Here is a 19,411-nt window from a genome sequence, read left to right on the forward strand (position 1 = left end):
GGATCTTTACCACTGACCACTGACCACTGACCACTGACCACTGACTACTGACCACTGACTACTGACCACTGACTACTGACCACTGACCACTGACCACTGACCACTGACCACTGACTAATTCCCCATTGCTTGCGCTTGATGACTCCACTGTTGCACTAATTCAACTGCTGGACACAAATCGCGGTTATGCAATGTTGCTACTTGCAAACGCATAACTTGTCTATGTAATCTGTGAGTAGGAGTTTGCGCTAATTGAGCAATGGAAATAACACCAGAGTGAAGCAATATACCGCAATATTGAGTTCCTACACTGGGAACACGGGCTAAACCTGCTAAAACTACCCATTTATTCACAGAATGGATATTTACCTGTAATTTACCTGCTAATACTATTCTCTCTTCTGGAGTTTTTCCTCTTTTAATTAGTTCTTCTGTGGTGTTGATGCCACAATTTTTTAGTTGTGCTTGATCTTCTGCGCTTAATCCTGGTAAGTCTTTAACAGGCCAATCGGATTTTTGAAGTAAATTTCTATTAGTTGCACGGTTAATGGTCATTTTTTGAGTTTTTAGTATGGGTTAATTTATGTAAAAATTCAGGATTTACCGGGATTTTACTTTTTGAATTTTCACATTTTTATCAAATAGCCATCCTTCTTTAGGACAGTATTATGGACATTATGACCTAGAAAAATTCAAACCTGCAATTTGTTTATTGCTCAACTTCCTTGATTAAAGGACGTTCACAGTCAATAATACCCGATAACTGTCATCTTACGATCCAAAAACTTAATTACAAATATTAACTTATTGGATAATTCACCAAAAAAAAGGGGTTACTGAATCAGAAGAAAGAAGGCGTGCTGTATGGCTTTCAACCTAATTTTTGTATTTCATTCCAGCGAATATCCCTATGATAATTATCAGTATTGGCAAACTTTTATCTCCCCTATTTCGTTAAAAAGTCAATCCTTAACCTATAGTTAATTTTCCTTGCATTACTGTTACAGCTTGTCCAGATATAAAGACGCGGTTTGCTCCTGGATAGTATACTTTCACTACTCCACCCCGACTGGAAGCTTGATAGGCTAAAAATTCATCTTTTCCCAATTTATCTCGCCAAAATGGGGCTAAACAACAATGTGCCGCACCTGTTACCGGATCTTCATCAATACCTAAACCTGGGGCAAAAAAGCGAGAGACAAAATCATATTTTGAGTCATAATTAGCGATGCTAGTAACAATAATATCAGCCTTAGTCAAGGTTTTCATCTGTTGAAAATTCGGCTGCATTTCTCTGACTAATTGCTCAGATTCTACTTCCACTAAATAGCTAAGAGAATTTTGGACAACAGATTTACAAGTTACTCCTAAAACTTGACTTAATTCTGGAAATAATTCGACAGGTTGGGAAATATTCACTGGAAAATCTAACTGAATCCAATCATTTTCTAGTTTAGCTACAAGTATACCACTTTTTGTATAGAAACGCGCCTCTTGATTTGGTAGTAAATGTCCTTGAGACCATAATACATGAGCGCTGGCCAAGGTTGCGTGTCCACACAGAGGAACTTCTACTTTTGGTGTAAACCACCGTAAATTAAAACCGTCATCTTGTTTAATTAAAAAAGCGGTTTCTGATAAATTCATTTCCTGGGCAACATTTTGCATCCATGATTCAGATTGTGGATCATCTAAAACACAGACAGCAGCCGGATTTCCCTTAAATGGGATATTGGTAAACGCATCTACTTGGGTAATAATTTGGTTCATTTTTAGTCAAGATCTAGCAATTTATAATTCTGTGTGGGATTTTAGCCACTGTTCCAAATCGTTAATATCTCCAAAGTCTAATAATGCTTCTCCCAGGTCTTCTAACTGTGCTATTGTTAATCCGTTGATGGTTTCTATATAGCGCACTGGCAATTCATATTTGCCACCACTGCTTAATTTTCCAAATCTCTTAGATAATATTCGCAGCAGTAAGTTTTTCTCACCTTCTTGTTGACCTTCTTCTTTTGCCTCTTGATAAACTCTTGTTTGCTTGATATCACTAAGTAAAAACATCGCTTCAACCTCCTGACGGCTTAATTGTGAAAATTTCGACACCAAAACAGTTTCCAATAACTCTATAATACCTTTTTTTTCTCTATCATTGCTAATCTCTGTCTTGGTTCTTGCCATAAGATTTTGTACTAATTGTGGTGCTTGGTTTTCTTTACTCACAATTAATTCAATTAACCCCATACCGATTGAACCTGTTGGAATTTCATCTAAATAAATTCTTTGAATTCGACCACTATTAACTAATTCTTGTTGATAATTAGTTAATACTTCCACATCCAAACTACGTTTAGCAAATAAAGCCACTGCTTGCCAATCTTGTTGCGGTTTGTATTGATTGAGATAAATGTTAATTTCTGTGATTAATTCCCAATAAAATTCTGGTTTGTTTTGGAATTGAACTTCCACAAAATAGATAGGTTTTTCGGCACTATCGGCCATAAAAATGCCATCAAATCGAAAGGCTTTTTCTTTAACTTCCACAGAAGTGAACTGATAACCTTCAGCATTTTCTATGGGTTGTCCCAGGAGTTCAAATAATAAACTGTGGAAGGTGAGAAAGATTTGGTAAAATATGGTACCTGTGTGCATTATTTATGATTTTATGTGAGATTTTAACCATTGTTCTAAGTCGTTAATATCTCCAAAGTCTAATAATGCTTCTCCCAGGTCTTCTAACTGTGCTATTGTCAATCTGTTGATGCTTTCAATGTAGCGGACTGGCAATTCATATTTGCCACCACTGCTTAATTTTCCAAATCTCTTAGATAATTGACGCAGCAGTAAGTTTGTTGCTTCTGCTTGTCTACCTTCTTCTTTTGCTTCTTGATAAACTCTTGTTTGCTTGATATCACTAAGTAAAAACATCGCTTCAACCTCCTGACGGCTTAATTGTGAAAACTTCGACACCAAAACAGTTTCCAATAACTCTATAATACCTTTTTTTTCTCTATCATTGCTAATCTCTGTCTTGGTTCTTGCCATAAGATTTTGTACTAATTGTGGTGCTTGATTTTCTTTACTCACAATTAATTCAATTAACCCCATACCGATTGAACCTGCTGGAATTTCATCTAAATAAATTCTTTGAATTCGACCACTATTAACTAATTCTTGTTGATAATTAGTTAATACTTCCACATCCAAACTACGTTTAGCAAATAAAGCCACTGCTTGCCAATCTTGTTGCGGTTTGTATTGATTGAGATAGATGTTAATTTCTGTGATTAATTCCCAATAAAATTCTGGTTTGTTTTGAAATTGGACTTCTACAAAATAGATGGGTTTTTCGGCACTATCGGCCATAAAAATGCCATCAAATCGAAAGGCTTTTTCTTTAACTTCCACAGAAGTGAACTGATAACCTTCAGCATTTTCTATGGGTTGTCCCAGGAGTTCAAATAATAAACTGTGGAAGGTGAGAAAGATTTGATAAAATATGGTATCTGTGTGCATTATTTATGATTTTATGTGAGATTTTAACCATTGTTCTAAGTCGTTAATATCTCCAAAGTCTAATAATGCTTCTCCCAGGTCTTCTAACTGTGCTATTGTCAATCTGTTGATGCTTTCAATGTAACGCACTGGCAATTCATATTTGCCACTACTACTTAATTTTCCAAATCGTTTCGATAATATTCGCAGCAGTAAGTTTGTTGCTTCTGCTTGTCTGCCTTCCTGTTGACCTTCTTCTTTTGCTTCTTGATAAACTCTTGTTTGCTTGATATCACTAAGTAAAAACATCGCTTCAACCTCCTGACGGCTTAATTGTGAAAACTTCGACACCAAAACAGTTTCCAATAACTCTATAATACCTTTTTTTTCTCTATCATTGCTAATCTCTGTCTTGGTTCTTGCCATAAGATTTTGTACTAATTGTGGTGCTTGATTTTCTTTACTCACAATTAATTCAATTAACCCCATACCGATTGAACCTGTTGGAATTTCATCTAAATAAATTCTTTGAATTCGACCACTATTAACTAATTCTTGTTGATAATTAGTTAATACTTCCACATCCAAACTACGTTTAGCAAATAAAGCCACTGCTTGCCAATCTTGTTGCGGTTTGTATTGATTGAGATAAATGTTAATTTCTGTGATTAATTCCCAATAAAATTCTGGTTTGTTTTGAAATTGGACTTCCACAAAATAGATAGGTTTTTCGGCACTATCTGGCATGAATATGCCATCAAATCGAAAGGCTTTTTCTTTAACTTCCACAGAAGTAAACTGATAACCTTCAGCATTTTCTATGGGTTGTCCCAGGAGTTCAAATAATAAACTGTGGAAGGTGAGAAAGATTTGGTAAAATATGGTATCTGTGTGCATTATTTATGATTTAATCCCGTTTCTGCTAAATGCTTAATTAGTGTAGACTGTGGTAATGGTCCTTGCAAGTGATTCCAAGGTAAAATTTTCTCAGTTGACCAATTGCTATAAACATAAAAATCTAAGTCGGGAATTTGTCCTTTCAGTTGTTTAAAAGCCCGTTTATAACTTCCCAAAGAGTCACCAAAATCACGGGTTAATTCTAATAATGGGGAAAGTCGGCGATCGCCTCTGGACAACAAAGCCTGTATAATTGACCAATTATAGCTTTCTGGTCGAAACTCTATCCCTTGAGGCTTAATATATTTTTGTAATAATTGTAACCTCTTTTCTGCTTGTTTATTAACCCCAAACCATTGAAAAGGTGTATGCGACTTAGGGACAAAGGTACTGCAACCCAACGTTAACCGCAAACCAGGAGCAGCTTTTTTGACACTTTGCATCATTTTTACAGTTGCGTCCACATCTTCGGCTTCTTCTCCAGGAATTCCCACCATTCCATAGAGTTTTAAACTAGATAAACCACCAGCTTTTGCATTGATAGCTGCTTGAATAATTTCATCATTATCCAATTTTTTATTGACAATTTTCCGGACTTTTTCTGAACCACTTTCGACCGCAATTGTCAATGATCTTGTATCTCGTTTCGCCAAAGTTTGGGCTAATTTAACTGTAACTGTATTGGTTCTCACAGAAGCCACACTCAAACGCACATCATCATATTTTGGCTGACTAATATAATCTAATAATTCTGTAAATTCTGGATGTTGGGTGACAGAAGCACCCAATAAACCCAAGCGATTTGTAACTTTTAATCCCCGTTCAATTCCAGGAATTAAAGAATCTTCTAAACTGGCAGTTCTAAAAGGTAAAGTTAAATAACTGGCTAAACAAAAGCGGCACATTTCGGGACAACTTCGCACCACTTCCACCATATAAATATTTTCCCAAGCGGCTTTTTCGGTAACGACAGTAGAAGCAGAAAGAGTATTACCTCGGTAAGTTTGCTTTTGGATAATTGTGGGAATTTCTGACGAAATGGGATTAATTGATTTTATTTCTCCATCTGGTGTGATATATTCTATTACATATAAACTAGGAATATAAATTCCGGGAACTTGGGCTAATGTTTTTAATTGAGTTTCTCTATCAGCATTTCTAACTTTTTTATAAGTATCTATAAAATCACCAAGCAGATTTTCACCATCTCCCAACAGAACCACATCAAAAAATTCTGCATAAGGTTCAGGGTTAGCCGTAAGAACAGGTCCACCACCAAAAATTAAAGGATGATTTTGACTACGAGAATTAGCACGAATGGGAATTTCTAAAGATTCCAAAAGATTAAAAATATTCACATAATCTAATTCCCAAGACATCGAAAAACCTAATAATTCTGGATGTCTAGGGAGTTGTTCCCGAATATCAGTAAATAAACGACTTACCTGCAAATCCTCACGCATAGCCAAAGTTGCCCATACCACCTGATAACCCAGACTCGTTATCCCCACCGTGTACTCATTGGGAAAGGCGAAAATTACAGGAATAGCGTCGTGATTAGGGGTTGCGGGGGTAAATAGAAGGTGTTCCGAGTCAAATACAGATGAGGTCACAGCTTTTTTAGTAGAGTTATCTATATTTAATTTTAAGCCATAGAATAATCAAGTTAAAAAATAATGTCACCCCATTAGCGAGAATCACTGGTAAAGCCCCGAGAATAATCCCATAGATTAACCACAGAAATAAGCCACTCATGAAGACAATCAGCATCACATAGGACACATCTTTTGCTGATTTTGTCCGCCATATTTGGAACATTTGCGGTAAAAAAGCAATAGTGGTCAATGCCCCGGCAACTAATCCTAAAATGGTGATAAAATTCATGTTTAAAAATATATCCTAAATTTAAAGATTATACTCCATTAATTGCAGATATTTAGCCAAATATAGCAGTCCGATATAGCGGTATGCAGTTGAATGAGATACAAAATTTTCCTAAGAGGTTGTTTGAAAACTTTTTCGTGTGGTATCTAACACCCGCAGATCCCCCTAAATCCCCCTTAAAAAGGGGGACTTTGAGGAATTTAGCCCCCCTTTGTAAGCTACGGTGTACACACATCTCTAGACAGGATGCTAAACGTGATCCGATCCCCCTAAATCCCCCTTAAAAAGGGGGACTTTGAAGAATTTAGCCCCCCTTTTTAAGGGGGGTTGGGGGGATCTAAACGTTGTGGGGCAACTCTAGAAGACTTGTGTGTACACCGTAGCCTTTGTAAGGGGGATCTCGATTAATTCTGATACTTTTCAAACATCCTCTAAGAAACCATACAGAAAAAGACTTTTAACTCTGTTCCCTACTATAGGATAAATTAACTATGCCAGAAGTTTTGATAGATGATGTTATTTGATTATTAAATTCAAAAAAGAATATTATTTCTAAGTTATTGTTTTGCTGCTAATTCGGGCATTATATAAAGATAGTCATCAATTGCTATATCTAATTAGTGAGAAATCGAAGATGAAACGATATATGCCTTTTTTGATTATTGCCTTTATTCTCTTTATAATCCTGGGAGATAAGGTATTACCAGGTAAATTAGGGAAATCTAGCATTCAAACCCGCATAGCTTTAAATGACTTTGCACTTAACCTATTTCCCACCGTTAAGCCTCCTAAAAACCCTTATGAACGAACAGAGAAGCAGCTAGAAGAAACAGAACAAAAAAGGTAGAAATATCAATCAACTTGAGGACAATCATCCCATAAAGTGGTAATTTCTCTTAAACTCTGATGAGTGCCATTACCTAAGATTAAATGATCTAAAATGGGAATGGCTAGAAGTTCCGCACCGGCTAATAATTGACGAGTCAATTCTATATCGGCTTCACTGGGTTCTAAACTACCAGAAGGATGATTATGGGCAACTATTACCCGTGTAGCACCTTGACGAATAACTTCTCTAAAAATATCACGAGGTGAGGCTAGAGTTTCTGTTGCAGTACCAATAGTAATTACCCTTGTTCCTAATAACTTATTTTTCACATCTAATAATAACACGGCAAATCTTTCTTGATTTTGCCACATCAAGTCTTGACTAAGCACAGCAGCCGCAGCAATGGGACTATCAATGACTGTTCCATCGGAAGGACGGGATAAAAAAGTCCGTTTACCTAATTCAATTGCAGCCAAGATAGTTGTCGCTTTTGCCGGTCCCACACCGGGAATTTCCATTAACTCAGCGGGGGAAACATCTCGTAAAGCGGCTAAGGGATCACACTGACCTTTGCCTAATACTTGTAATATATATTGCCCTAAACCAACTGCGGATAATTTACCAGGTCCTTGACCAGTACCCAGCAAAATAGCGATTAATTCCGCTGTAGCTAAAATTTTCGGTCCGTGAGTTATTAATCTTTCACGGGGGCGTTCATTTTCGGGTAAGTCGGCTATTCTCAGGCAATAAGTCATACCAATCGGGGATTTTGAATTGGGAATAATTGGGTAGAGCCATCCTTATTTATCCCTTATTTCCAGTGACAATTATTCCTGCTTGACAAAATCTTTATTTTTTGTAGAGATTACCTGAGTGATACTGAATGAAAAATGTAAATTAATTACTGGTATATTTGCGTAGCTTTGAGCATATGGTAAGTAATAATTAACTGAGTGAGGGCGAGGGGGTAACTTTGCAATGTTTCGCCAGTTGTCCCCGCTATTTTACCTAATTCTGGATTGCTTTCGCGATCGCACACACTATTCAAATGCGGCATATCGTTACACATAATCCGTTCGATTTTATTCACCTGTTCCAATGTTGCATGACCGTCAACCTCTAAAACATCTACCGGTTTTCCCATATCTCTATCCAGTCCCAAGCGGATAGCTGATTGGGAATCACTACGCCCTGCATGGATAATTTCCGTAAAATCGGGATGAGGAATCGAAGGACGCAGCACCAAGCGCACATTTAAACGTCCATTAGTTTCATCAACTTCATCATTGGGAGGATAGAAACTGACCACAATATCTGACCATTGCCGCTGAGGACGAATATACATTTCTGAATCTGGTTCGCGTTTGTCTAATTCCGCTAATACCTGTTCTGGAGAATAACCACGTTTTTGCGTATCTCGTTTCACCTTCCAATCAGCACGCAGTGATTCAGGAGGGGCAAGATAAACCTTTACATCATAAGCTTCACGGGCTGCACGGGTAGAATAACCTAGTAACCCTTCGATAATCACAAATTTACTGGGCTTGATATATTGCGGCGGCTCAAAAGTCCCTGTGGAGTGGCTGTAAACCGGCTTGAGAATTGCCTGTCCTGTGCGTAGCAGCGATAAATGTTGCTGCATGATATCCAGATAGTTACAATCGGGATGGAGGGCTGTAATCCCCAATTCTGCCCGTTGTGTGCGATCATAACGATGGTAATCGTCCGTACAGATAATAGTTACATTTTCAGGACCTAGTACCTGAGCAATACCTCTAGTCAGAGTTGTTTTCCCAGCAGCACTATCACCAACAATACCCAGAATAATTGGACGGCTCATGAATACCCTCTCTGACGCGAGTAAGTTTATAGAATAATCCTTAATTTTAGAAGGCAGATAACCAATTTATTCAGAAAATCCTCTGTTTGCAACATCTCTACACAAACTTTTCAACCACCAATATAACCCACATTCCGCACCCTTAACTGTCACAATCGGTTATTACGGAAATTAATTAATAAAAAAGGAGTAAAAAATTACCTTTGGCTCAAAAAAAATGGATTTTGGATAGGAAAATTTATTAGATGTATTCTCAATAAGGAGCAATAAATACAAGAGTGGTTTGGTAGAGAATTTTAATAATATAATTATATGCTGATAATATTAATATATAATTGTAACTTATGTTTATCTAAAAATAAAGTTAAAAACGCCATGAAAATTTCAGAACATTAATTTTATTAATGAACCAAATGGTCTAATTAAAATATTGATAATATTGATAAATCAACTTATATATCTGTAGTAATTACGGCAATTTTCTGGGAGGAATAGGAGAATGTACTTCATTTCTGATGTTAAATTATAAAATTCTCTTTTTTCTTGAAAAGTAACAAGATGAACTGATTGAAAACATTGAAATATCCACCGCATGGTTGGATTGTTTATGGCTTTTCCCAATTGATTTTTTACAGTATAGTTTAAGGATTTTAAAGCGGCTCTAATTTCTCTTTGTGCTAGAGTATAAACTAGCAAACATAACCCCATTATCATTGCCAAGGCTTCTATTCTTTCTGGGCTTTTGAGAAAAATACTATCTGCTAAAAATAAAGGATTTTTGAGAAAACTAAATCCTCTTTCACATGATTGCTGCGCTTTATATTCAGATAGCATTTTCTCATCGCTCAGTTCCTTTTCACACAGAACATTCGTAGCAATTATAAACCTTCCTGCACTTAACATTTCTTGCTCAATAACATCTTTATTTTCATCAACCGTTGCTGAAATTTGATAGTATTTTGATTGATTTTCTTCTTTGATGTTGGGAATTTTTTCCGTAATTTCGATATTTGCTACCTGATGATATTTAAATTCTTTACTTATTTTGGTTAATTCTTTTCTAGCATCAGCAGCGCAAGCAAATTTTTCTTGTGCTAGTTTTTTTAACTTAGCTTCAGTATTTATCAAAGCTTTTTCTATTTTCTTAGATAATTTCTGTAAGTCAGATTTTTTTCTATCTTGACTTTGTACAACTAACCATCTTTGTTCTATGTCTCCATAAGTTATTTTTCTTTGGGCATAAGAATATCCTGATTTTTCACTTTTAACAAATTCCGATTCTGCTAAACTCATTACTAAGCTTTTTGCCAATTTTATCGTCAATGGTACTCGCGTCAACCATTTGATACTCGACATTAACTTGATATTTGATTCTGTATATAATGCGCTATCTGCTACTATTAAACTATCAACTTGTATTCTTTTCTGATACTCAACTGCAATTTCTCCAAACTTTTTAGAATCAACTTCATTTCCTGACACTGCTTTTATATATATTGGTATATCTCCATCTCCTGAACATATTAATTGTGTAATAAATTGTTTTAAATCTGGTCTATGGTCACGGGAATAACCATAGGTTAGGTTTATTGTTTGAGGTGATTTTTTCTCTTCATTTTCTTTTTCTAATGAACCTGATTCTTTTTGATTTTTGAAGATTACTTCTGGTAAACTATATTCATATTCTCCATCTACATGAAATGATGTTGAATCCAAGTGTGATGATAAAAGTGATATCTGATATATTTCTACCGTATTTAAACTGACTGCTAAAAATACTGTATCTAGTCCTTTTATAAATAATTTATCTAATACTCTCCCCAGCTTATCATCATTGAAATATTCTGGTTTTGCTCCTGCACCAATTAAGTGTTCACAAGCGATTAATTCAAAGAATTTTGGGAACATATATAAAGGCTGTGACATCATGCTTAATCCGTTTAAAATCATCGCCTTTACTACCTGACCCGCACTGACTTTTTCTTCTGGTTCTGACCCTAGTAAATTATTAATTATTTCTACTATCCCAATTGAATCTGCTATTCCTGCTACTATTCCCAAATGATCAATCTTCTTCAATTCAAGGTCTTTTATATTAAACATGACAACAGAAACTCCACAAAAGTATCTGTTTTGTATTTTCTCATTTTTCTGTTGAGTCAACACATTTTTTTAGTTTTTTCATCGTAATTGAGGATAAACTTTTCAATGATTTTGAACTCAGTTTTCTATCAAAATAACCTAAGAACCAATAATTTCATACTTGGTCGTAAATATTTAACTATATCTCTAGCTTAATAGTAATAATTCCTATTTAGCTTAAACAAATCCTCTCGGCAATTAGTTCCTATGTACTAACTACATCCGTTTCCTTGGGGTGTGACAGTTGTGGGTGCGGAATGTGGGATATAATTATTTTCCTCTTTATCCTGTCAATCCTTAAATCCTGGACATCCTGATATGGCTACGCCACGCTACGCTATCAGACAATCAAGACTTGACAAATCTCAAAGACTAGGCTATATTTATGTTATGAGTGGAAAAGTGTGCGCCCATATATAGGCAACCTGATAATTTTGTCAATGTCTGAATCAGGATATCCACCGATTTGAGGATTTACAGGATGTTGTTGGATGATTGTTTGTGGGAAGTTGGGATTTTGGAGATGATTTTGTCAGAATCAGGATATCCACCGATTTCAGGATTTACAGGATGTTGTTGGATGATTGTTTGTGGGAAGTTGGGATTTTTCAGGATGTTGTTTAATGATTGTTTGTGGGGATTTTGGAGATGATTTTGTCAGAATTAGGATTTAAGGATTTTCATTCAGGATGAGTAATTGGTAATTGCGAAAATGCTGTAAACTAACCATCGAAAGAAGAGCATAAAACAACATCTTTAAAATATCCCAACTTCCAAAAATCACCACTTCCTCAAAAACAATCTTTCAATCACATCCTGTAAATCCTCAAATCCTGGATATCCTGATTCAGACTAAAAAAATCACCACTTCCTCAAAAACAATCTTTCAATCACATCCTGTAAATCCTCAAATCGGTGGATATCCTGATTCAGACTAAAAAAATCACCACTTCCTCAAAAACAATCTTTCAATCACATCCTGTAAATCCTCAAATCCTGGATATCCTGATTCAGACTGAAAAAATCACCACTTCCTCAAAAACAATCTTTCAATCACATCCTGTAAATCCTCAAATCCTGGATATCCTGATTCAGACTGAAAAAATCACCACTTCCTCAAAAACAATCTTTCAATCACATCCTGTAAATCCTCAAATCCTGGATATCCTGATTCAGACTGAAAAAATCACCACTTCCTCAAAAACAATCTTTCAATCACATCCTGTAAATCCTCAAATCCTGGATATCCTGATTCAGACTAAAAAAATCACTACTTCCTCAAAAACAATCTTTCAATCACATCCTGTAAATCCTCAAATCGGTGGATATCCTGATTCAGACTAAAAAAATCACCACTTCCTCAAAAACAATCTTTCAATCACATCCTGTAAATCCTCAAATCGGTGGATATCCTGATTCAGACTAAAAAAATCACCACTTCCTCAAAAACAATCTTTCAATCACATCCTGTAAATCCTCAAATCCTGGATATCCTGATTCAGACTAAAAAAATCACCACTTCCTCAAAAACAATCTTTCAATCACATCCTGTAAATCCTCAAATCCTGGATATCCTGATTCAGACTAAAAAAATCACTACTTCCTCAAAAACAATCTTTCAATCACATCCTGTAAATCCTCAAATCCTGGATATCCTGATTCAGACTAAAAAAATCACCACTTCCTCAAAAACAATCTTTCAATCACATCCTGTAAATCCTCAAATCCTGGATATCCTGATTCAGACTGAAAAAATCACCACTTCCTCAAAAACAATCTTTCAATCACATCCTGTAAATCCTCAAATCCTGGATATCCTGATTCAGACTAAAAAAATCACCACTTCCTCAAAAACAATCTTTCAATCACATCCTGTAAATCCTCAAATCCTGGATATCCTGATTCAGACTGAAAAAATCACCACTTCCTCAAAAACAATCTTTCAATCACATCCTGTAAATCCTCAAATCCTGGATATCCTGATTCAGACAATTAAGCTTTTATATCACCTTTTAATGCTTCTAGACAATTACCTAAGGGAATTTTTAAATCTTCTAGGCTTGTAACTGAGTCTAGAGGATTTGGGGGTTGACATTTGATTTTAAATTTGTTATCATAGAACCGATAAGGAAGAACTATCATAAAATAATTAATAAATATAAATCATGTCAAAACAAACCCTGGGTTTAGAACAAAACTTATATGATTATTTGCTGGCAGTTTCCCTGCGCGAACCAACTATTTTAACCCAACTGCGTCAAGAAACCGCTCAAATGCCCAGGTCTATCATGCAAATATCCCCTGAACAGGGGCAATTTATGGCATTATTAATTAAATTGATAGGAGCAAAAAGAACCTTAGAAGTCGGTGTATTTACTGGCTACAGTTCCTTAGTAGTGGCTTTGGCTTTACCCGCAGATGGTAAAATAGTCGCCTGTGATGTCAGTGAAGAATATACAAGTGTTGCCCGTCGTTATTGGCAACAAGCGGGAGTTGCTGATAAAATTGATTTGCATATTGCCCCAGCTTTAGAAACTTTAGATAAGTTATTGACAGCAGGGGAAGCAGGAAGTTTTGATTTTGCCTTTATAGATGCTGACAAAGGTAACTATGATAATTATTATGAGCGATCGCTGGAATTAATTCGCCCAGGTGGACTAATTGCCATTGATAATGTGTTGTGGTCAGGTAAAGTTGCAGAGACAGAAATACAGGATAATCAAACTAACAAAATTCGGGCTTTAAATCGCAAACTACATCAAGATTCCCGAATTACCTTGAGTTTAGTTCCCATAGCCGACGGATTAACCTTAGCGATGAAAAATTAGTCCGAATAGATAGCGCAGGAATCTCGCTTACTTCTATTTATAGCTAAACTAGGAATATAACTTGAAAATATCAAATACAATGTCCAATCATCCTTCAGTTATAAGTGTCTCTTCTGAAATTATGAGTGGTACTCCTGTTTTTACGGGAACAAGAGTTCCTATACAAACACTCTTAGATTATTTAAAAGCAGGAGACTCAATAGATGATTTTTTAGATGGTTTTCCCACTGTTACTAGGGAACAAGTCATTACATTCTTAGAAGAAGCAGGAAAACAAATGATTAACAAGGTAGCTTAGGATGAAACTGCTTCTAGATGAATGTATTGACCGCAAGTTAACTAAGGAATTTGTAGGTTATGAAATCAAAACAGTTCCCCAAATGGGATGGGCAGGAACTAAAAATGGTAAACTACTAGCTTTAGTAGAACAGGAATTTGATGTTTTTATTACGGTTGATAGAAATTTATCTTTTCAGCAAAATTTGTCTCAGTTTAATATTGCTGTAGTTGTTTTGCAAGCATCTTCTAATAGATTAATTGATTTGAAACCTTTAGTTCCTAAGATTTTAGATATTTTATCTACATTAGTGAAAGGTCAAGCTGTAGTTGTTAGTCTTGAATGATAAGAAACTGAAATAAGATCCCCGACTTCTTTCTGGATCTTGTAAATAAATGATAAACTGATCTCAGAAGTCGGGGATCTGGATATTATATTTTTCTAAATTTCCAACTTATCACCCCGAATCGCATAATCTAATAACTCCATTGGGTGCATAATAGAAATAGTTTTCCCTTGTAAATATTTACTAATCTGCAAACTACAACCAGGGTTAGGAGAAGCAATTAAATCAGCACCAGTATTGATTAAATTCTCAGCTTTTTGTTTACCTAACTCTTCTGCAACTTCCGGTTGCAACATATTATAAACACCCGCACTACCACAGCATAAGGCCGCGTCTATGGGTTCTTTTAAAATCACACCCGGAATTTGTTTTAACAGTTGACGGGGTTGGACACTAATTTTTTGACCATGTAATAAATGACAAGCATCTTGATAAACTAAAGTGAGAGTTTTATCAGTTAATGGTGAAAGTTTTGCAGTTAAACCCACATTAGCTAAAAACTCCTGTGAGTCTTTAACTTTTGCGGCAAATGCTTTCGCTTTTTCGGCATATTCTGGATCATCAGCTAAAATATGTCCATATTCCTTTAAAGTATGACCACAACCAGCCGCATTGATAATCACAAAATCCACATTAGTATCAGCAAAACTATCAATCATTTGTCTGGCTAATGTTTTTGCTTGTTCAGTTTGTCCTTGGTGTTCAGGAAGCGCAGCACAACAACCTTGAGATTTAGGAATTACAACTTCACAACCATTTGCAGTTAAAACCCTCACTGTCGCTTCATTTACACCAGAGAAAAACAGCCTTTGCACACAGCCTAAAATTACACCCACCCGATATCTTTTTTCATCCTTGGCTGGGATGATATCTGGTAAATTATCCTGAAAAGATTTAAGAGTAATTTCCGGTAAAATAGATTCCATAGCTGCTAACCGGGGAGATATAGCTTTAATTAACCCAGTTGCTTGTAATAACTTAGAAATCCCTAACTTTTGATAAACTAATAAAGGAAAAAGTAAAATTCTTAAAAGATCAGGATTAGGAAACAGAGAAAAAATCAATTGTCGAACTAACTTATCAGGTAAACTGCGGTTATAATTCCTTTCCACCTGATGACGAGTAGCCGAAATTAACTTATCATACTGCACACCAGAAGGACAAGTAGACACACAAGCCAGACAACCCAAACAAGAATCAAAATGTTCAACAGTAGCCGGATTGAGAGCAATTTCACCCTCATTAATAGCATCCATTAAATAGATTCTTCCCCTGGGAGAATCCATCTCCTTACCTAATACCCGATAACTAGGACAAGTAGCCAAACAAAAACCACAATGAACACAACTATCAATCAACTTTGGATCAGGTGGATTACTATTATCAAAACCCTTCAAATTCTTAATACTAGCAACATTATTAACCAAACCTTCCGAAACTTGCATTTTATTCTTCCCTCTTTCTTCGTTTCTTCGTCCCTTCGTGGTTCATTCTCTTAGAGGATGTTTTAAAAGTTTTCAAGGTATAAATTAACCCCTCTTGTAAACCTCTACCCGAAGCGGAGAGAGGCTTTGAAACCCCCCTTCCCAGCCTTCGGCACGCTGCGCTAACGTAGGGAAGGGGGGTAGGGGGGTTAGGTTTTTGGAGATTATCGGTTTCATCTAATACTTTTCAAACACCCTCTTAAATCTTAAATCCCACCCACAAACCGACCAGGATTTAAAATACAATTACCATCAAACTGTTTTTTAATACCCCGCATTACATCCAAACTATTGCCAGTATACCCCCAAACATCAAACTTTTCTTTTACCTCAACAGGCGCAGACAAAATACTCAAAAAACCAGAATTTGCTTGACATAAATTCCGCAAAGGTAAAATTTGCTCCGATTTTTCCAACCGCACCAAACCCAAACCACTGCTAATATGAATTAACCCAATATCTATTTGATTGAGAATCTCCACCGCAGCAGTTGGTAATACTCCTATTTTGCAAGTGATTGGAGATTCTGTAACATCAGAATGTATTTGTTCTGGTAATCGTTGCCATAAATCAGCTTCATGATTTTCTGCATAAATTACTCCATGTAAACCTAGTTTTTCACCAATTATTAACAGTCGTTTTGACTGTTCTTGGACACTTTCGCTAATACTTTGAAAACGGGCAATTAATCCTATACCTGTCCCCAAATCTAAATTGGTAACTAACTTAGTTGATAATAAATCAGCTTGAGTTGGTGTTAATTCCGAACTTTGCAAAGTTCTCACCGCTTGGGATATGGCTTCAGGTTTACCAGTTAATATAACAGTTCCTGAACTTTCGGGAATAGGATAAACACGAAATGTGACTTGGCTGATAATTCCTAAGGTACCGTAAGCGCCAGTAAATAATTTCATTAAGTCGTAACCAGCCACATTTTTAACAACTCGTCCCCCAGCTTTGGCGATTTGACCATCTGCACGGATAAAAGTTATACCTAAAAGTTGGTCACGCACACCGCCATAACGTTGACGCAGAGAACCTGTATCGGCAGTAGCAACAATACCACCAATGGTAGCAGAATTAGGAAAAGCCGGATCAAGTGCTAGAAATTGGTGATGTTTAGCTAAAATCTCCTGAAGCTGGGCAAATTTCATCCCTGCTGCGACAGTGACAGTTAAATCACCTACAGCGTGTTCTATGAGTTGGTTAATGCGTTCGGTGCTGACAATAATATCAATATTTTTAGCTAAACCACCCCAATTGATTTTACTACCGCTACCACAGCTTAGAACACGCCATTTGTGACTGTTGGCAGTGGTGATAACGGCGGCTAATTCTGCTTGGCTATGGGGATAAATGACACAACTAGGCTGGCTTTTGGGGTCTATTCCTTGTTGGATATTATGCTGTTGGGTGGGGCTGAGATTTTCCCACGATAAAACTGCGTTTTCGGTGCTGAGAATAGAAGTTAAGGTAGATATTATTGAATTCATTAGTCTCTTTTTTATTCTTAATTTAATATGAATTATATTTTGCGTAAAGCTAAGAGGTTATCTCGTTCCCAGTCTCTGACTGGGAATGCCATGATGTAGGCTCTGCCTAATTGTATTATTAAAGGCAGAGCCTTATGGAATTCATTCCCATACAGAGTATGGGAACGAGAGATATTTCACAAATAAATGTAGGGGTTTAGCAGTGCTAAACCCCTACTCATACTAAACTATTAATCTCAGTTGATTCTAGAAAGTGAAGGTAGTCCGTAAAGTACCAACGTATTCAGTCCCATTCTGGTCATTATGCTCAGGATTTAAGATTACCAATACACCAGGAGTCAGAAGAATATTGTCAGAAATCTTCATCTTGTACAGTCCTTCCAAGTGATAAGAAGTGTCAAAATCTCTAGTAACACCAGCACCTGTACCACCAGTTAATTTAGGTGATTGACCGAAGATTAAACCTAAAGTATTACCTTCTTTACCAAAGTCTTTAATACCCAATGTACTAGCCCAGTACCAGATTTCTCCACTTCTACTAGCACCACTTAAAGTGCTGGCAGTAGTATAACCACCCCAAGCACCTAATGTGATTTTAGGACTGGGTTGCAAGGTAGCTTGTACACCGTAATTGTTGGTTTCAGTTCTTGGTTCACCAGTAAAAGGAGCATTAGCTCTAGCGCTACCTGTACTACCAAGAAGACCAGTACTAGCACCAAAGTAGGAATGAGCATAGGTTAACCCAACATTGATAGCTTTGTTAGGCTTGAAAGCCAACTGACCAAAGATAGTGTTACCACCATCGAATAGTCCTCTTCCAGGTGCGGGGTTAGCAGCATTATCCCTACCTGTTGCAAAATAAGCTGCACTCAAAGCGATTTTATCGCTGGGAGTGACGTTAACTGTGATACCACTACCATCATTAGCTTGACGATAAATTGGGCTGAAACGTCCGTAGCGAGATAAAGCACCTGAACCACTGCTTCTAAAGTCAGGGTTGAAAACGTTAACGTTTTCGTTTAACTCAGCACCAGTAGCATCAACTTTGACGCGAATTTTTTCGCTCAAGTTGAAGGCGTAGTTGAGTTTGTCAATAGTTACAGTGTTATTACTGTTATTACCAGTAGCACTACCATCATGACCTAGACGGGTCATGTTAGTACCTGTACCAGTAGTACCTGAATTATTTGGAGAAATATTTACCCCTTGCAAACGAGTTTGCAACTGGTCTGTCCCTGTAAAACTGCTGTTCAAGCTCAACCGCACACGGTTAGAGAAAGTTGTGTTGGAATCTACATCTGGAGATGCGGGATTAATATTATTAGCAGTAGAAGCAACTGCTACCTTATCCCCAAAAGCTTGAGACAAGCTGAAAATTGCTTCACCAGATAGTTTAGTGGTGGTGGAGAACTGATTAGCTTCTAATTCGCCAGTACGAGCTTCTAAAGCATCTACTTGACCGCGAATAGTTGCTAGTTCAGTGGAATATTCTTCTTGCAAACGCTGTAAGGTAGCTAAATCTTGCTTGCTTACCATGTCAGCGGTTGCGGTAGCAATGAGTTCATTAACGCGGTCTAAGCAGGAGTTTAAACCAGCCGCAAATTCATAACGACTCAAGGCCCGATTACCACGGAAAGTACCGTTAGGATAACCAGCTACGCAACCGTAGCGTTCAACTAAAGACTGTAAAGCTTGAAACGCCCAATCTGTGGGTTGTACGTCGGAAAACTGAGAAACGGATGTTACTTGAGCCAGGTTGTTAGACTCTTGGGACAATTGAGCAACACTTGTTACTTGTTCCTTAGCTTCACCAGCAAAGGCACTGTTACCTGTCAATAAGGTCAAAGCTAGGACAGGACTAACCTTGAGGATATTCCAAAAAGCTTTTTTCATAAA

The 19,411-nt window shown here is 36.8% G+C and carries 18 protein-coding genes; 4 read left to right on the plus strand and 14 right to left on the minus strand.

Annotated elements, in window-relative coordinates:
• Positions 1-114 precede the first annotated feature (114 nt).
• From EZY12_16210 to EZY12_16240, 7 genes are all read right to left on the minus strand, one after another.
• Positions 115-555: a DUF4332 domain-containing protein gene (locus tag EZY12_16210; GenBank protein ID QSX66358.1), complete on the minus strand. Its 441-nt coding sequence runs from the start codon at positions 553-555 to the stop codon at positions 115-117.
• A 414-nt stretch (positions 556-969) separates the two neighbouring features.
• Positions 970-1,770 (minus strand): PhzF family phenazine biosynthesis protein, encoded by an 801-nt coding sequence (locus tag EZY12_16215; protein QSX66359.1) that lies wholly within the window; start codon positions 1,768-1,770, stop codon positions 970-972.
• Positions 1,771-1,791: 21 nt separating this feature from the next.
• Positions 1,792-2,652, minus strand: a complete 861-nt coding sequence (locus EZY12_16220) for an Rpn family recombination-promoting nuclease/putative transposase (GenBank protein QSX66360.1) — start codon at positions 2,650-2,652, stop codon at positions 1,792-1,794.
• 3 nt (positions 2,653-2,655) lie between these two features.
• Positions 2,656-3,516 carry an Rpn family recombination-promoting nuclease/putative transposase gene (locus EZY12_16225; protein ID QSX66361.1) on the minus strand — a complete coding sequence of 287 codons (861 nt, stop codon included), beginning with the start codon at positions 3,514-3,516 and terminating at the stop codon, positions 2,656-2,658.
• 3 nt (positions 3,517-3,519) lie between these two features.
• Positions 3,520-4,392, minus strand: coding sequence for an Rpn family recombination-promoting nuclease/putative transposase (locus EZY12_16230; GenBank protein QSX66362.1), 873 nt, complete (start codon positions 4,390-4,392; stop codon positions 3,520-3,522).
• Positions 4,392-6,005, minus strand: a complete 1,614-nt coding sequence (locus EZY12_16235) for a radical SAM protein (GenBank protein ID QSX66363.1) — start codon at positions 6,003-6,005, stop codon at positions 4,392-4,394. The genes EZY12_16230 and EZY12_16235 overlap by 1 nt, the downstream gene beginning before the upstream one ends.
• Positions 6,006-6,021: 16 nt before the next feature.
• Positions 6,022-6,276 (minus strand): SemiSWEET family sugar transporter, encoded by a 255-nt coding sequence (locus EZY12_16240; protein QSX66364.1) that lies wholly within the window; start codon positions 6,274-6,276, stop codon positions 6,022-6,024.
• Positions 6,277-6,910: 634 nt separating this feature from the next.
• Between EZY12_16240 and EZY12_16245 the strand changes: the two genes are divergently transcribed.
• Positions 6,911-7,123 (plus strand): hypothetical protein, encoded by a 213-nt coding sequence (locus EZY12_16245; protein QSX70701.1) that lies wholly within the window; start codon positions 6,911-6,913, stop codon positions 7,121-7,123.
• Positions 7,124-7,128: 5 nt separating this feature from the next.
• Here the strand turns inward: EZY12_16245 and radC are convergent, their stop codons facing one another.
• The 4 genes from radC to EZY12_16265 all read right to left on the minus strand — a co-directional run bounded on the left by radC (position 7,129) and on the right by EZY12_16265 (position 13,229).
• Positions 7,129-7,860, minus strand: a complete 732-nt coding sequence (gene radC / locus EZY12_16250; GenBank protein ID QSX66365.1) for a DNA repair protein RadC — start codon at positions 7,858-7,860, stop codon at positions 7,129-7,131.
• Positions 7,861-8,006: 146 nt separating this feature from the next.
• Positions 8,007-8,945, minus strand: a complete 939-nt coding sequence (locus EZY12_16255) for a phosphoribulokinase (GenBank protein QSX66366.1) — start codon at positions 8,943-8,945, stop codon at positions 8,007-8,009.
• A 447-nt stretch (positions 8,946-9,392) separates the two neighbouring features.
• Positions 9,393-11,048, minus strand: a complete 1,656-nt coding sequence (locus EZY12_16260; protein ID QSX70702.1) for an IS1634 family transposase — start codon at positions 11,046-11,048, stop codon at positions 9,393-9,395.
• Positions 11,049-13,079: 2,031 nt separating this feature from the next.
• Positions 13,080-13,229 carry a hypothetical protein gene (locus tag EZY12_16265; protein QSX66367.1) on the minus strand — a complete coding sequence of 50 codons (150 nt, stop codon included), beginning with the start codon at positions 13,227-13,229 and terminating at the stop codon, positions 13,080-13,082.
• A 23-nt stretch (positions 13,230-13,252) separates the two neighbouring features.
• On the opposite strand from EZY12_16265, the gene EZY12_16270 reads away from it, so the two are divergent.
• The 3 genes from EZY12_16270 to EZY12_16280 all read left to right on the plus strand — a co-directional run bounded on the left by EZY12_16270 (position 13,253) and on the right by EZY12_16280 (position 14,538).
• Complete coding sequence (locus EZY12_16270) at positions 13,253-13,915, plus strand: class I SAM-dependent methyltransferase (GenBank protein QSX66368.1); 663 nt, start codon at positions 13,253-13,255, stop codon at positions 13,913-13,915.
• Between the two features lie 79 nt (positions 13,916-13,994).
• Complete coding sequence (locus tag EZY12_16275) at positions 13,995-14,213, plus strand: DUF433 domain-containing protein (GenBank protein QSX66369.1); 219 nt, start codon at positions 13,995-13,997, stop codon at positions 14,211-14,213.
• Between the two features lies 1 nt (position 14,214).
• A complete protein-coding gene (locus EZY12_16280) occupies positions 14,215-14,538 on the plus strand; it encodes a DUF5615 family PIN-like protein (protein ID QSX66370.1) in 324 nt (107 codons plus the stop codon).
• 95 nt (positions 14,539-14,633) lie between these two features.
• On the opposite strand, the gene EZY12_16285 is transcribed toward EZY12_16280, so the two are convergent.
• The 3 genes from EZY12_16285 to EZY12_16295 form a co-directional block, all read right to left on the minus strand.
• On the minus strand, positions 14,634-15,983 hold the full coding sequence (locus EZY12_16285; protein ID QSX66371.1) for a (Fe-S)-binding protein: 1,350 nt from the start codon (positions 15,981-15,983) through the stop codon (positions 14,634-14,636).
• A gap of 245 nt (positions 15,984-16,228) precedes the next feature.
• Positions 16,229-17,515: an FAD-binding oxidoreductase gene (locus EZY12_16290; protein QSX66372.1), complete on the minus strand. Its 1,287-nt coding sequence runs from the start codon at positions 17,513-17,515 to the stop codon at positions 16,229-16,231.
• A 246-nt stretch (positions 17,516-17,761) separates the two neighbouring features.
• Entirely contained in the window at positions 17,762-19,408 is a 1,647-nt protein-coding gene (locus tag EZY12_16295) for an iron uptake porin (GenBank protein ID QSX66373.1), read from the minus strand.
• Between the last annotated feature and the right edge of the window lie 3 nt (positions 19,409-19,411).

Source organism: Dolichospermum sp. DET69, assembly GCA_017355425.1.
GTDB lineage: Bacteria > Cyanobacteriota > Cyanobacteriia > Cyanobacteriales > Nostocaceae > Dolichospermum.